Here is a 15701-nt window from a genome sequence, read left to right on the forward strand (position 1 = left end):
CCTCGACACTCTCAGGCAACTGTTAAATTTTAAATCGATTATTCATTAGCCAGCACAACCATTCAAATAAAAAGGTTAGGTAGGCATCTATGTCACAACGTCACAACAACAAACTCGATCACGGATTTCGCGGATTTCGCGGATTTGTTTTCTTTTATCATCTGATTCTGTCTCTATTGCGTTCGATCCGAATGGTTTTCCAACGGCTCACACGGGAGACGATGCGATCGCTTTTGCGAGTTTGGATGAGGATAAATCGTCATGACCGTTATGGTCGGGCGGGGTTTGTGTTGCCAACGGTGGTGATGGTGATTTTAGTGGTCGTATTACTCAGTATAACGATCATGTTGCGGTCAATGGATCGAGCACAAAATGCTCAGTTTGTCAGGGCGAGTAAAGCAGCGTTACAAGCTGCTACACCCGCAGTTGATCGGGCTAACGCAAAGATTAAAGAGTTATTATTGAATGAAACTGATAAGGATATTTCGGAAGAAGCGTTATATAAAAAGTTAACTTCTTTACAAACTACTAATAACGATAAATATACATTTGGAGATGAACAGGTTCTTCAGGTTAAATTTGACCTTGATAATAACGGTACTATTCAACCTAATGGTAGTGCTACCGTAACCGACCCAGACCAAAAAGGTTTGCTCGTCACTCCAGACGAAGATTTTGACGATAACGAACAAATTAACACTGCCTGGAGATTTCCAGTAGATACTGATAACAATGGTAAATATGACAGTTTCATTTTATATGGAATCTTTTTTAGAAAGGGTAATGCGGATTACAGCACAAAAAGAAGTTATTTAGATGCCAGAGCAGAACCGATAACATTAGGTAAAAGTGATCCCAAATGTGATTTTGCTAAAGGTAAAGGCGGAATTCAAAAACCATTTTTTGTCTATACTGTGACTGTGCCGATCAAAAATTTAGGTACTCTTGATCCGGCTAAATATCAAACTTATAATGGAACACCGAGCTATTCAGCCTTAGAATATCAACAAGACTGGACGCAATATTTTCTCAGTGCTGTAGAGTATGAGAACGACTTGGAACTGGCTCCTGCTCCTGAATTTAACTTTAATGGGGGCTTATCAACACAAGGAAACTTAATCATTTCACCTTCTGCTGATACTCCTCAGCCTTTAAGAATTTATCAAGTTAGTGCTAAAGCTTCCTGTTATTACAATGAAGATTTAGCAAAACTGAAGGTTTCAGGAAATGTTATTAATGGTAATGTTGATAAAACTCTGCGAAAAGATGTTACTATCCACCAAATAAACGGTACTAATGATGTAATAGCGGGCACAATTTCTACTACCAATGAATCCTTAAATGAAGGAGATGCTGGAGTCACGAAAGGATTAACTAATGATGGGGCGTACCGAGAAAGATTAATTGCTTTAGTTAAATGGCAAACCCAAAGTGCTGAAACGCAAGATCCAACCTCTGTTAATGTGGAAGTAAATCGGCGGATGGCAGAAGATCCGAATTTGACCCGTTTAGATGTTCGGGAAGAGGAACTGAATAAATATTTTAAAGCTCGGCTGCGGAAAGTTCCCTTTGCAGAAGTTGGAATTACAGATGATCCCTTAGCAGGTTATGGCTTACCTCCTAACGGAGTAAACCCTTTAGTTGTAGACGCAGGAGATAAGGAAACCCTACGTCCCCCCGATGCCTGGACTCTAATTAGTGACAACGTGACAAAGGTTAAACTCAAACTGAATCAGCTTGAAGCCACAAACCCAACGAATAAGGCAAAAGGCACAGAAACCTATTTAGGGGATCGAGTTTTAGCCGGAAATAACTTACCTTCTCTGATGTTGAATGCTGTTAAAAAATGGGTACCTGCTGAAGAAACGCGCGGTACTACTGATACCTGGAAAGATGATAATAGCCCTCGAACTCGCACCACCCAGAGTAAACAAATTGCATCGGCGGGAGATTTGAAGCGGGATGGCTATTGGGAAAAAACTGCTGCGAAAAAACCTCTTTCAATTTTTGATGGTGTTGGTGGTTTAAGAGTAGTCACAGGTGCAGGAATTTATGATCGAACTAATTCCTTCTTACCTCCTCCTAGCTGGAATGGATCACCAACCTACAACGATCCAGTCACAACAGCCACAGAAACGTTCCCCATTGTTTGGCCAGATACAATGCCCATGTCTCCGGGTGTAGGTTCACAGGTTTATGACAACACGGGCTTATATAATGCCGATGGTTCTCCGAAGACTCCCTTTACTCCATCGTCTGCACTTTGGGTTCCTTTCACTGCTGCAAAATCCCAAGGGGATCTGCGGATGCGGGCAACGGCTGTTTATCATTATGCTAACAATGCGTTTAACCCTCCAACGGACTTAACACAAACACCCATTGCTTGTGTTAGCAGTTACTACGATCCAACTAATGTGTTAACGGCTGCAAATACAGCAGCAGCGATTTCCGGTGAAGATAATGTGCCTAAATCAAATAACGGTAAAGTTTATGGCCCCCCAACCACAGCACGACCAGGAGCCGCAACCTACGATACCACAACGAAACTATTTTCAGGAACAACTCTTTTAGGAGAACTCGCCAAACAAGCTAATTATGTTTTTCCTGATGGTCGTTTTGTGAATGAACCCCTACGGAATGCGTTGAAGAAAGCTGATGCTAACCGAACTTTATCAGAACAATCTGCCGTAGATACCGCTATGTGCGCCCTGGGCATTATGGGAAGTCCCCTGGTTAGTCTGGGAACAGCGCCGACGAGTTTACCCGATAATGCGATTAAGGAAGTCGCTTTTCTGAACGCCAGAGAAATCAAGGCAGTGGATAAAGATGATCCAGCAACAACAGTTGATGAAACCTTCACCCTCAGTAGTCCGTTGGAAGATGATGATCAAGCGGCCAATTTAGACACAAAATATCAACTCCCCTTAGAAGACCGCTTTCCTTTGGAAATTCGGGCGACTCAGATTGATTTAAACCTGTTGCGAACCAATACCATTGCATACTCCGAAACACCCGTATTACAATACCTGGAAACTGGCAACAAGGACTATATGCTGCCCTTTAGTGGCGTTATCTACGCTACACGGGATGATGCTTTACCCGATCGCAGTCATCGTGAGTCTACGACTACGAATGGCGAAATTGACGAAGACCTAGCCAGAGAACTCAGTCCAACGGATTATAAACTCGATCCTACCCGTCGGCCTAATGGTATTTTGCTGGTTAATGGTGAAAAATTGGGACGGAAAACCGACTATGCAACCTCAGAAGAAGTTCGCCGAGAAAAAGGCTTAACCTTAGTTTCTAACTTACCTGTTTATATTCAAGGCAACTTCAATCTCCATACCCAAGGAGAATTTACAGATGATACACCCAATACCACAGACTGGGCGGGTTTTTACGGTCGTACAGGGTTAAATCCTAACTTTGCTTGTCGTAAAGGCGATCCATCCCGTCAACAAGATGGTTTTAAATGTGATACCGGAGATGATTGGCGTCAGGCAAATATTCTAGCGGATGCAGTTACTTTATTATCAAATAATTTCCAATTTGGCTATCGGAATCAAGGAGATTTTGATCTAAGAAATAATGCCGGGAATACGGTTGTTGGTTATGCTGTTCCCATTCCTCAGAAAGAAAAAGACTTAGGTATTGACTTAAATGGAAATGGTCAATTAGAAGATGTTGCAACAACACCAGAGGCGGAAATCACAGCTAAAGGGGCACGAATGCTCAATGGTTTCAATCCCTATAACAACTTTGTTACTAATGGGTTAAGTAGTGGTGCCCTAGGAGCACAAACCGATGCTGACTACATCAAAAATACTACTACACCACCCAATAGTTCCTATTTCAATAACTATGTCACTCCCATTCAGCGACGAGTAAAATTTTCAGAATATGTGATGGAGATGTGTCGGAAGTTACCTGTTTCTACCTGTGGCCCTGATGATTGGATTATTGGGACTACTGCCATGCCGGGACTAAAGGTTAGTGATCCTGATTTAATAGACACATTAGAAGACACTGATCTTTTATCGGGAACAACAGTTTTACCGCCAAAACGAGCCGAGGATCAACGCTATCCACGTCGTGTTGCCTTTCTGCGGGACAATAACGGTAAGTTGACATTAACACCAGACAACAAACCAGTCCCATTAGGAATTGGCACTGGTAATATAGTTCAATGCTACACCTATGGTAATGATAATACTGGCGTTACCCAATGTAAGAAGTTTCCTTCTGAAAAGCCACTTGAAAAAGATAATGCCCTATTGTTCAGAACAACGACGAATACTGACCCTGCTGGCACAACAACAGGTTGGACTTATAGTAAAGATAATCCTCTCTGGTATCAAAACAAAGCCTATGCAGGTACTGAGCGCATTGATCATCCTCGATTAGTGCCTGTATTGCAAATTCAAGCACCGACACAAACTACAGGTTTTTTACCCGCCAGTCCTGGTAATGCCAATACAACTCGATGGTTTCCTTTAGCAACAGATACGACTTATAACTTAGTTGTTGCTGCGGGAGACGTTCCTTCCCGTCCTGGAGATGCCACCGATACCACCAAGGGAGAAACCAACGGAGGTCTGCAAAATATTGTCCGTGTCATCGAAAACTGGCGTGAACCTCAAAGAACAATCACGATTTCAGGATCATTTGTCCAACTCGGACGCAGTGCCTATGCTACAGCACCCTATCAAAGCCTTCTGTTGAATAGCCTACCTAACAAATTTTTTGATCCTGATAACACTAGCAGTAATACCAACAAGTACGCAACGGGTAGTGGTTCTGGTCGAATTCCCTATTTCATTGCTCCTGAAAGAGACTGGGGATATGATGTAGGTCTTTTATCCCAGGTTTACCCCGAACCCGATTTATTTACTAAAAACTTTGGAACCCTCGACGGTGAACCGAATGAATACTTCCGAGAAATTGGTCGAGATGATCCTTGGGTGACGGCTCTATTGTGTGGAATACCCACAGACAAAGGAATACCCACAACCGAAGGAACAGCAAATCGTCCCGCAGGTGTTGACTGTTCAAAATATGGAGGCTAATTAACCCGGAGAATACTATGATTAAACCCCAATCTTTCTATATTGTTCGTCGATCTTCCGAAGCTGGTTACACCATCCTTGAAGGGGTGATGGCGATTGTTGTAGCATCGGTGATGTTGGCATTAGTTGGCCCTGTGATTGCCTTTTCTGTTGGAACTCGTGTACAGGCTAAACGGGTAGAGTTATCGGCGCAAGCGGGAAAAAGCTATATTGATGCCGTTAAGTCGGGTGTTATTGAGGCTCCCACTCCAACAGACACTCTATTACAGGATGTCGCAGTCCCAGCCACAGGAGCCTTAACCTGCATTGCTGGCCAATTATGTACTGATCCTGATCCCACAAGTCTTGATTATCAACTCTATTGTGTTGATTTTGATGGCAGTGGGACTTGTACAACAAACAGTGTTACGGACATGATTGTTCAAGGGGCAGCTTATCATCCCACAGCTACAGATCCAAAATTGGGTTACAGTTTGGGCGTAAGAATTTATAGAGCCAATTCCTTCGCTGCGGGTATCACCCTTAACACACCTATCAAATCTGATAGTCTTGTAACTAATGCTCTTGGCGATCGCACATTACCTTTAGCTCAAATGACCACAGAAGTTTCACCAGAGGGAACATCATTTAATGATCTGAAGAATCGATTGGACACACCATCAGCACCATCAGCACCCTAACAATAGCTTTAGTTATTGTTAGTTGATTTTGCAATTTGATAATTAATTACAACTTTAAAAATAAGGAGCGATTATGCTCAGTTTATTTCAGTTCATACTAAAAGTTAAGCCGAAAAAAAGCAGAATTAAAACCCAAGAAGCCATCAGTGGAATGACGATGATTGAGCTTCTAGTGGGTACTGTTATTGCTTTTCTGATTATTACTCCATTGATGGGCTTTGTTATCGGTCTATTGAATGATGATAGTCGAGAATCTGCTAAAGCTACGACCGAACAGGAACTACAATCAGCGCTTGATTTCATTGCAGAAGATTTAAGTCAAGCTATTTATATTTATGGTAACGACGATCCTGATACTGTTGAGGTAGAGGGAGTGGAGGCTATAAAAACTCAGCTTCCTGCTACCGGAGACCCAATTTTAGTATTTTGGAAACGACAGATCATGAGGGAATCAATTCCCACAGTTTCTACAGCAAAACCTAACGCTTGTACTGCGTCAACCCCATCAACCGAATCTAATTGTAATGATAGTTATGTACTCTCGTTAGTCGCTTACTACTTAACAGATGGTAACGGTGGTGTGTGCAAACCTCCTGAGACAGACCCAACTCCTGACACAAACTGTCAAATTGTTAGATATCAAGTCCATGATGGATTAAAAAATCCTTATGCGGGAAATGTTCTCTATCCCGATGCAGATGTCAAAGACTCCCAGAAAAAGAGAGCCGCATTTAATAGTCTGTTTGATTTTTCCTTTAGTACACCGACTGTTAGCGTGACCACTGGTGCAGAGAAATTTGCGAATGGTGATCCAGCAACACCACCCCTACCTTTAGTGAATTATATTGATGCAACAGTAGCAAGTGCCGCTAATGAATTAGAACTGGGTGCAAACCAATGTCGCCAAGCTTTAGGGATTAAAGATAAAGATAAAACACCCGCAGAAGCTACATTAAAGATTTCTACAATTACAAATAGCTTTTATGCTTGCGTAGACTCAAGAGCCGATAAAAAAGTCGTACAAATTAACCTGCGGGGTAATGCTTTACGGCGAATTCAAGAACAAGATACGGCATATCAACCTCAGAGAAGTTCATATTTTCCGACAGCAAGTGTTACCGTTAGAGGGATTGGCGGCCCAGCACCCACTAATTAAATTAACTCAAAAATAGAGTCCTTTAAATTTTTAAAACTGTTCGGAAAACCATAAAAAAAGGTCAATACTATGTTTAATTCTTTGATCAAAACAATATATTTTTCAAGAACTCCACTGATTAAACAAAATCAGTCAAATAAGGGATTTTCTTTAATTGAGTTACTGGTCGTTATTCTGATGATTGGTATTTTAAGTGCGATCGCAGTTCCGGGTTGGGTGGCTTTTATCAATAACCAGAGTCTACGGGATACCCAAGGAAAAATTTATAGAGCCATGCAAGCCGCCCAAAGTAAAGCCAAAGCAGATAGAACAGCATGGCAAGTTAGTGTCAAAGAAGAAAATAATTCAGATGGTAAGAAAGTGGTACAATGGGCTACTCATACGGCAGGTTCAACACCTTCTGTTTGGGAAGATGGGGCAGAAAGAGTTGAGATTGATCCTAATAAAACAAAGTTATTATTAGATACTAATAATAATAATAACCTGATGATTATATTTAATAATAAAGGTTGTCCTGTTGAAAATTCAACAGAAGAATGTACACAAACTAATTTAGATACACCTGAAGATGATCCTCAACGGCTAACATTATCTCATAAAGATTTAGGTCAAAATAGAAGAAAATGTATTCTTATCGAGGGATTATTAGGTTCTATAAAAACCGCAGAGAATGATCAGTGTAAAGACGGGCCTTAAAAAATTTCTGCGGTGATGAATAGCAGATTTTGCGATCGCATCCCTTAACTCCGTAATCTCACTAATTGATTAACCTTTCAACGTCCAAAATAATAATAAAAAATCCGTAAATTTCACCTAGTCAGAGCCTCTGATTTTTCCGAAACTGGTAGTTAAGTTCGTTCAAAAAACCTAACTATTGCAGTTGAAATCGGGTGCATTTTAATGACTAATCCAGAAAAAGAGACCTGCGATCGCTCATTCCCGTCCTCTAATGGCGGATTTACCCTCCTGGAAAACCTAATCATCGTTTTCATGATTGGAATTCTCAGCGCTATTGGAGTCCCCAGTTGGTTAGCATTTATTAACCATTATCGCCTCACCACCAGCACAGAACAACTGCAATGGGCTTTCAAAATGGCTCAAAGCAACGCCAAACGCGATAAAACTGCATGGCAAGTCAGCATTCAAGAAACCCCAAAAAGCATTAAAATAGCCCTTCATTCCGCCAAGGTTTCTCCTGTTCAACTTCCAGACAGCACTTGGAAAACCTTAGAACCCGGTATTATTATTGATGATAAACAACCCAACCCCAAAGGTAAACTCGAAACCACCCTCCGCAAAATTAACCCCACCACCAACAAAGTTACAACCAAAGATACAGAAGACACAATGTACCGCGCTCTGTTCAACTACAAAGGTTGTCCCGTCTACTTCCCCAACGATGAATGCACCCAAACCAGTTTACAAGCGCTCGGACGGATTGCTTTGTACCATCCCCACCTCGGAAAAACTAGACGCTGTGTAATTATTTCTACGGTTTTGGGCGTGACCCGTATTGGAGAAGAACACACAAAACCCAATGATGATCGGTATTGTTATTAAAATTCACCATATTATTAGTCCGCCCAGGTCAAAATTGCCGTACCCAAATGCGTTAAGGTTGTAATATGCCAAAAAAGATAAGAGAATTAAAACAGATGTTGCAAAAGGCAGGATTTACACTCTTACCTAAGCGGGGGAAAGGAAGTCATTCCTACTGGGTTCATCCCCATATACCAAATCCTATAGTCCTTTCTGGTAAAGATAGTAAAGATGCCAAACCTTATCAAGAAAAAGATGTCATAGCAGCAGTCAAAGAATTAGAACAGCTAGAAGAAGGGAATGAATCATGAAGTATAGCATTTTAATTCAATGGTCTGAGGAAGATAGTTCCTATGTTGCAAGTTTACCTGAATGGGGTAAGTACGCGCGAACACACGGTAAAACCTATGAAGAAGCCCTTGAGAACGCCAAGGAAGTTTTAGAGGATTTGGTGTACGCCTATAATCAAGTCAATAAACCTTTACCAAGTCCACAGATACTACAGTTAGCCTAGAAAATTAAGCGGATCTTTCCTATAACAGCCATGTTATAACTCATGTTTTGAGTGAAACTCTTAATCTCATCAATGGCATCCAGAATATCCTGAAGTCTGTGTTTTAAATTCCTAGATGGCACGAATTACATCCTTAAAAACAGAATCTTGTAGATAAGATTTAACAGAATCAGGGGTTCCTAAATCAACAGAACAGCCTAAAATACTTTCCAAATATCGTTGTAGACGGATAAATGTAAATAAGCCCACAGGCTTGTCAAATTCCACTAACAAATCCACATCACTATCCAGTCTGGCTTCATTTCGGGCAACGGAGCCAAAAATAAATAGAGACTTCACCCCAAAACCCTTTAAAGATTCATGGTAAGTTGTCAAAATTGCGATCGCTTCATCCCGCTTCATATTCTGAATTTTGGCCATTAGCTCAATAACCTGATTCTATCAGCCAACCGTCAACCGCCAACCCAAACCTTAAAATGTTCCAACAGTTGCAGCCCGATACACTGAGAACCTGGTAACTTTTCTCTAGTGTCAAAAATCTCAATCACGAGACACCATCTGTAATCACAAAGGATAAATATGTCAGAAACCGCGATTAACGCTATTATTGCCCGTGAAATCCTAGACTCTCGCGGACGCCCCACCCTCGAAGCCGAAGTCTACCTCGATAACGGCGCCTATGGACACGCTCAGGTTCCCAGTGGAGCATCCACCGGAAGCTTTGAAGCCCATGAACTCCGAGATGGGGATAAAAGCCGTTATGGAGGTAAAGGGGTTCTGACGGCCGTTAAAAACGCTAACGAAATTATCGCCCCAGCCCTCAACGGAGTTAGTGCCCTGGAACAAACCGTCATCGACCAAATTATGCTTGATCTCGATGGCACTCCCAACAAAAGCAACCTGGGAGCCAACGCCATTCTCGGTGTCTCCCTAGCCGTTGCTAAAGCCGCCGCCGAAAGCGTGGGTTTACCCCTCTATCGTTACCTGGGTGGGCCCATTGCCAACCTTCTCCCCGTCCCCTTAATGAACGTGATCAACGGAGGCTCCCACGCTGCCAATAACGTTGATATTCAAGAGTTTATGATCGTTCCTATCGCCGCCCCCACCTTCAAAGAAGCCCTGCGTTGGGGGGCGGAAGTGTTTGCATCCCTGAGTGGTGTCCTAAAAGAAAAAGGACTCCTCGGTGGGGTTGGGGATGAAGGCGGTTTTGCCCCTAATTTGGGTTCAAACCAAGAAGCTCTGGATATTCTAATTCAAGCCATTGAAATGGCGGGCTATAAACCCGGTGAACAGGTCGCCCTCGCCCTCGATGTCGCCTCCAGTGAATTCTACAAAGACGGAACTTACACCTACGACGGTCAACCCCACAGTCCCGCCCAACTGATTGACTACCTGAGTGACCTGATTGGCAAATATCCGATTATTTCGATCGAAGATGGTCTACAGGAAGATGACTGGGATAACTGGAAATCCCTCACCGAGAAAATAGGCAGTAAAGTGCAATTAGTGGGAGATGACTTATTTGTCACGAACCCAACTCGTTTGAGAACAGGAATTGAGCAGAAAATCGGGAATTCTATTCTGGTGAAACTCAATCAAATTGGTTCCCTCTCCGAAACCTTAGAAACCGTTGACCTGGCAACCCGCAATGGTTATACTTCTGTAATTAGTCACCGTTCTGGGGAAACTGAAGACACCACAATTTCAGACCTGGCCGTTGCTACCCGGGCGGGACAAATTAAAACAGGTTCTCTGTGTCGGAGTGAACGCATCGCCAAATATAACCGTTTGTTACGCATTGAAGACGAACTCGGCGCTCAAGCTGTTTATGCTGGAGCCGTTGGTCTAGGCCCCCGGTTCTCGAAATAACTCAAACGTCAATAATAAAACAGTCCAGTTTTGGGCTGTTTTATTCTGATAAAAATCTATTCTTGATGCTCAACATATTTTTTTTACCGAAGATAAAGCTTGATAGCTTTTTTCTGTGGGAGTTCGTGTTGTTAGATACAGTCTGAGGGTGATAAGACCGTTCATAATTTCCTGCAATAGCTAAACCTTGGGAACGTTGGCTTGAGATCGCCTTATGAATCGGAATACCTATGAAACCTCGAATCATCGTTTGTAGCTTAGGTCGCACAGGATATCAGATTTTTAGACTGTTGAAACAACAAGGGGCGATTGTTGTGGGGATGAGTGACCGACCGATTCCCCAAGAAGGGTCTGATGTCGTAGTTGGAAATTTACGATCGGCCTCAACTTTATTAGCAGCCGGAGTGAAAACGGCTCATGCTTTAATTTTAGCAGGAAATGATGAAGCCATCAATTTAGCGATTTTAATGCAGGCGCGAATTTTAAATCCTCAGATTCGGATTATTAATCGTTTATTTAATACTAATTTGGGAACACGGCTGAATCAAACGTTACCCGATCACAGTACGATGAGTGTTTCGGCTTTAGCCGCGCCTGTATTTGCCTTTGCTGCTTTGGGAAATCAAGCGATTGGACAATTAGAATTATTTAATCAAATTTGGCCGATTCATGAAGAATTGATTGATGAAGATCATTCTTGGTTGGGAAAAAGTTTGAGGGAATTATGGGCTGAACCTGATCGAATGTTAATTTATTATTTGCCATTTAAAGATAAAATAGATTTAGTCTCTGGGGTGATGGCAGATCAACAACTACAAGTCGGCGATCGCTTAATTGTTGCCCTTAAACCCCAAACTCGTCAGACTCAAAAAGATCTCAAATATCGAGTGTTTAAATTTAAACGCGGTCTACAAAAATTTAAACACTATGCCAAGTCGGCTCTGATTGTCAGTTTAATTTTATTTTTAACCATATTAGGTGCAGCTTTAACTTATATTGTCGCTGATCCCAGTTATTCTTTTGTGGATTCTCTCTATTTTTCGGTAGGAATGATTACCGGAGCCGGAGGGAATGAACAGGTTGTTGAACATTCTCCTGATGCGATTAAAGTATTTACGGTGATGATGATGTTAATTGGCACTGGAGTTGTGGGAATTAGTTATGCGTTATTAAATGATTTTATTTTAGGCACTCGGTTGAAAGATTATGTGAACGCCACCAGAGTTCCTGAACGCAATCATTATATTATTTGTGGGTTAGGAGAATTGGGGTTAAATATTGCTCAACATTTATATCAACGAGGTTATGAAGTCGTAGTAATTGAACGTGATCCTAACAGCCGATTTATCAGTACCGCCAAAGGCTTAAAAATTCCGGTTTTTGAAGGAGATGCCAGTTTAGCCAATACCTTGAAAAGCGTGAATGTTGAAGCCGCAGAAGCGTTATTAGCGGTTACAAATGATGATACGGGAAATTTAGAAATTGCTTTAAGTGCTAGGGGGTTAGCACCTCGTTTACGAGTGATCACTCGTACCCATGATTCCCATTTCGCGTTAATGGTACAACAGGTTTTTGATTTTGAAGCGGTTTTAAATACGACAGAGATCGCGGCTCCAGCTTTCGCAGCGGCAGCATTAGGAGGACGAATTTTAGGCAGTGGGATCACGGCTGATAGTCTTTGGGTAGCGTTAGGAACCTTGATTACTCCTAACCATCCCTTTTGTGGAAAACGAGTCCAAGAGGTCGCCCGAAAAGCGGATTTTGTTCCTTTATATATTGAAACAGCCTATCAAACGATTCACAGTTGGGAACTGTTGAATTTTCTGCTCCAACCGGGGGATATTTTATATTTAACCATGCCCGCCCATCACATTGAGCAACTATGGCACTCTCTCCCCCCAGAACGAATCTCCTGGGAGGATAATCATGTCCTCAGCCGAGAGTCGAGCGTAGGGCCAGGTAAAAATTAAGGAGTAGAGGATTAGGGACAGTAAACCGTTAGTCGTAAACCGAATCTGACAGATGACGGATGAGGAATGACTAACTGCTCACTGTATAGTCCGTTTTCTCCTTTAGGGTTCACTATTTTGAAATTGTTGTCTACGGTTACGAAGGCGACGACGTTCTTTATGGCGAGCTACCTCTTTCCGCTTGCGTTTTTGTCCGGGGGTTTCAAAATGACGATTTTTTTTCAGATCGGCAAAAATCCCAGCTTGTGAAACTTTTCGCTTAAAGCGGCGTAGAGCGGACTCTAATTGTTCAGTTTCACCGAGAACGACTTGGCTCATTCCATATTCTCCCACTTGAATAATTGATTGGGTTGGACAAGCTGCCCTAATGTCACCGACAGTATCGGGACAGGGTTGAAATTCCCTGTCCGGTCAGAAGAAGACTTCAGAGCAGGTTAATCGGGATTAAAACTGTTTACTGACGACCACCGCGATAGTTAGAATTACCGCCTCCGCCCCAGCCACCCCGGGAGGGTTTGCGCTCCTCGCGGGGACGAGCTTTATTCACTTTGAGAACACGATCCATCCATTCCGCACCATCTAACTCTTGGATAGCTTTGGTTTCTTCAGCATCTGTGTCCATTTCTACAAAACCGAAACCCCGTTTGCGTTGGGTTTCCCGGTCAATAGGAAGTTGAACGTTTTTAACAGTACCATATTCAGCAAAGACTTCTTTGAGATCGTCTTCTGTGACGCTGTAAGATAGATTGCCAACGTAAATAGTCATTACTTACCTCTTAAAATCGAGTGGTGTGCAGAGATTGGAATTCGGAGGTAAGCGAGTAGGACTTACACTTAACAGAAAAATTTTTCCTGATTCCAGCATAAACTGGGCTACCGATACCTAATCCAGTTTATATTATAGCATGATCTTTAACTATTAACGGTCAAGTTAAATTGATCTGTCAACCTCAACAGAATTGTTAATTGATCATTAATTCTACTTCAGGAGGAATCAACTCCAGTCCAAAGACCTGAGCAAAGGTTTCGGCCACCTGGGGACGCACTTGTTCTAAGGTAATACCGGGAATAAATTGGGCTAAACTGCCGACGGGTCGATGGGCAATGCCACAGGGAATAATAGCGTCAAAGCCCCTCAAGTCGGGGCAGACATTCAAGGCAAAACCGTGCATCGTAATCCAACGACTAACTTTAATACCTACGGCTGCCACCTTGATGCCGTTAATCCAAACGCCTGTTAAACCGGGAATGCGCTCTCCGGGGAGTCCATAAATTGCCAAAACTTGAATTAACACTTCCTCTAACTGCCGTAAATACCAATGTAAATCGGGGGTGTAGCGTTTGAGGTTTAAAATCGGATACCCGACTAACTGCCCTGGACAGTGGTAAGTGACTTCCCCACCGCGTTCCACCCGATGCAGTTCAACCGGACTTTGGAGGGGATCAAACTTGAGAAATTGTAGATCAGCCCCTTGTCCCAAGGTATAGACAGGGGGATGTTCCAAGAGCATCAACAGATCATCGAGATCGGGGTTGAGCTTTCGGTCTTGAACCAAGGATTGCTGCCAGTTCCAAGCTAAGGTATAGGGAACTGAACCGAAGTAATAAATTTGACAAGGAAGACCCACGGCCACCGTTAAGAAAAAGATGTAAACATTATAGATAGATTAACCCATTCCTGTTAATATAATAAGTAACAATACTTAAATAGAGACGAAGGAGAAACTAAAAAGGTACAAGAGATCCCCAAAAAGATCAAGAGGTTTTTGACAAAACTTAACCTAAAAAAGTCAAGAATTGTCACAGGATAAAAAGATTTTAAACGGGTGAAGTTTGGTATCGGGTTAGTGTTAAGGTGAGATTATGCCCATATTATGAGCGGGAGGGCGCTTTATGAAGCTTGTTATCCAGGGTAAGAATTTGGAAGTTACGAGTGCAATTCACGAATATGTACATCAGAAGATCACCAAAGCTGTCAGTCATTTTGAACAGTTGACGACAGAGGTTGATGTGCATTTGTCGGTTGCTCGGAACCCTCGGATAAATCCAAAACAAACCGCAGAAGTGACAATTTATGCCAACGGAACTGTGATTCGCGCTCAAGAAAGTAGTGAAAATCTTTACGCCAGCATTGATCTAGTCGCCGACAAAATTGCTCGCCAACTGCGGAAGTATAAAGAAAAACGTCAGGATAAGACTCAAAATCTGCCCAAAGCGGGTGATGTGGTGATTGAGCATCCCGTCGTTGAAGATTTGATCGGAGATCGTGCTCCTGAACTACCCCAAGAGGTGATTCGTACAAAATATTTTGCGATGCCTCTGATAACCATTGATGAGGCGTTAGAACAGCTTCAATTGATTGATCATGATTTCTATATGTTCCGCAATGCCGAGACAGAAGAAATCAATGTCATCTACAAGCGTTCTAATCATCGTGGTTATGGTGTGATTCAACCCCGCCACGGAGAAGCCGGAAGCAACGGTAAATCCGCTCAGGGTAACACGGAGGTTTTGATTTCGCCCAAAGCTGCTCAAGTTTAGGGGGATTGGGGGTTTGAGTGACCACCAAACCCCCGATAATCCATGTAGAGGTCATGTAGAAGTGGTGGAAAGGTTGTTTAGAGGTGAATCTCTATTCTGGTATTTAGATCAATCAACAACATTTTTATTAAATTTAACTGACGAGGGGGTTTGGGGGAGCGATAAGTCCCACACTGAATTTCACGCTCACCAAAAAAAGATCTGGCAGTTAAGAATCTGGTCAGAAACCCTAAATTAGCTAAAGCAATTAGTGATTGTGGTTGGGGAATGTTGGGCACAATGCTCAAGTACAAAGCCGAAAAAGAAGGGAAAACTTATGATGTCAGTCGTCAGAAAAAACTTCTGTTTCTTCTGATGCTATCCCCG

General features: G+C 42.4%; 14 protein-coding genes and 1 pseudogene. 11 read left to right on the forward strand and 4 right to left on the reverse strand.

What is annotated here, in order from left to right:
• The first annotated feature begins 89 nt into the window (after nt 1-89).
• The 7 genes from hpsA (at nt 90) to PL8927_RS26230 (ending at nt 8955) form a co-directional block, all read left to right on the forward strand.
• Nucleotides 90-5066 (forward strand): hormogonium polysaccharide biosynthesis protein HpsA, encoded by a 4977-nt coding sequence (hpsA, locus tag PL8927_RS26200; RefSeq protein WP_156093344.1) that lies wholly within the window; start codon nt 90-92, stop codon nt 5064-5066.
• A gap of 17 nt (nt 5067-5083) precedes the next feature.
• Nucleotides 5084-5746 carry a hormogonium polysaccharide secretion pseudopilin HpsB gene (gene hpsB, locus PL8927_RS26205; protein WP_083626841.1) on the forward strand — a complete coding sequence of 221 codons (663 nt, stop codon included), beginning with the start codon at nt 5084-5086 and terminating at the stop codon, nt 5744-5746.
• Between the two features lie 73 nt (nt 5747-5819).
• Nucleotides 5820-6902 carry a hormogonium polysaccharide secretion pseudopilin HpsC gene (gene hpsC, locus PL8927_RS26210; RefSeq protein ID WP_083626843.1) on the forward strand — a complete coding sequence of 361 codons (1083 nt, stop codon included), beginning with the start codon at nt 5820-5822 and terminating at the stop codon, nt 6900-6902.
• A 69-nt stretch (nt 6903-6971) separates the two neighbouring features.
• A complete protein-coding gene (locus PL8927_RS26215; RefSeq protein ID WP_083626845.1) occupies nt 6972-7598 on the forward strand; it encodes a pilus assembly FimT family protein in 627 nt (208 codons plus the stop codon).
• A 204-nt stretch (nt 7599-7802) separates the two neighbouring features.
• Nucleotides 7803-8462 (forward strand): pilus assembly FimT family protein, encoded by a 660-nt coding sequence (locus PL8927_RS26220; protein ID WP_156093345.1) that lies wholly within the window; start codon nt 7803-7805, stop codon nt 8460-8462.
• A gap of 65 nt (nt 8463-8527) precedes the next feature.
• Nucleotides 8528-8752: a type II toxin-antitoxin system HicA family toxin gene (locus tag PL8927_RS26225; RefSeq protein ID WP_083626848.1), complete on the forward strand. Its 225-nt coding sequence runs from the start codon at nt 8528-8530 to the stop codon at nt 8750-8752.
• Nucleotides 8749-8955 carry a type II toxin-antitoxin system HicB family antitoxin gene (locus tag PL8927_RS26230; RefSeq protein WP_083626849.1) on the forward strand — a complete coding sequence of 69 codons (207 nt, stop codon included), beginning with the start codon at nt 8749-8751 and terminating at the stop codon, nt 8953-8955. Before PL8927_RS26225 ends, PL8927_RS26230 begins: the two co-directional genes overlap by 4 nt.
• A gap of 111 nt (nt 8956-9066) precedes the next feature.
• Here PL8927_RS26230 and PL8927_RS26235 read toward each other — a convergent pair whose 3' ends face one another.
• Complete coding sequence (locus PL8927_RS26235) at nt 9067-9375, reverse strand: nucleotidyltransferase family protein (protein WP_331281864.1); 309 nt, start codon at nt 9373-9375, stop codon at nt 9067-9069.
• A 159-nt stretch (nt 9376-9534) separates the two neighbouring features.
• Between PL8927_RS26235 and eno the strand changes: the two genes are divergently transcribed.
• Both eno and PL8927_RS26245 read left to right on the forward strand, forming a co-directional pair.
• Nucleotides 9535-10824 (forward strand): phosphopyruvate hydratase, encoded by a 1290-nt coding sequence (gene eno / locus PL8927_RS26240; protein WP_083626850.1) that lies wholly within the window; start codon nt 9535-9537, stop codon nt 10822-10824.
• 230 nt (nt 10825-11054) lie between these two features.
• The gene (locus tag PL8927_RS26245) at nt 11055-12794 is read left to right on the forward strand and encodes a potassium channel family protein (RefSeq protein ID WP_083626851.1); all 1740 of its coding nucleotides are present in this window, start codon (nt 11055-11057) and stop codon (nt 12792-12794) included.
• A 102-nt stretch (nt 12795-12896) separates the two neighbouring features.
• Here PL8927_RS26245 and rpsU read toward each other — a convergent pair whose 3' ends face one another.
• The 3 genes from rpsU to lipB all read right to left on the reverse strand — a co-directional run bounded on the left by rpsU (nt 12897) and on the right by lipB (nt 14428).
• Entirely contained in the window at nt 12897-13112 is a 216-nt protein-coding gene (gene rpsU, locus PL8927_RS26250; RefSeq protein WP_026788585.1) for a 30S ribosomal protein S21, read from the reverse strand.
• 136 nt (nt 13113-13248) lie between these two features.
• A complete protein-coding gene (locus PL8927_RS26255; protein WP_083626852.1) occupies nt 13249-13560 on the reverse strand; it encodes an RNA recognition motif domain-containing protein in 312 nt (103 codons plus the stop codon).
• Nucleotides 13561-13756: 196 nt separating this feature from the next.
• Nucleotides 13757-14428, reverse strand: a complete 672-nt coding sequence (lipB, locus tag PL8927_RS26260) for a lipoyl(octanoyl) transferase LipB (protein ID WP_083626853.1) — start codon at nt 14426-14428, stop codon at nt 13757-13759.
• Nucleotides 14429-14687: 259 nt separating this feature from the next.
• On the opposite strand from lipB, the gene hpf reads away from it, so the two are divergent.
• Together hpf and PL8927_RS26270 are read left to right on the forward strand one after the other, a co-directional pair.
• Entirely contained in the window at nt 14688-15335 is a 648-nt protein-coding gene (hpf, locus tag PL8927_RS26265) for a ribosome hibernation-promoting factor, HPF/YfiA family (RefSeq protein ID WP_083626855.1), read from the forward strand.
• A gap of 195 nt (nt 15336-15530) precedes the next feature.
• A pseudogene (locus PL8927_RS26270) lies at nt 15531-15653 on the forward strand (RNA-guided endonuclease TnpB family protein); the annotation flags it as partial.
• Nucleotides 15654-15701 lie beyond the last annotated feature (48 nt).

Source organism: Planktothrix serta PCC 8927 (assembly GCF_900010725.2).
GTDB lineage: Bacteria > Cyanobacteriota > Cyanobacteriia > Cyanobacteriales > Microcoleaceae > Planktothrix > Planktothrix serta.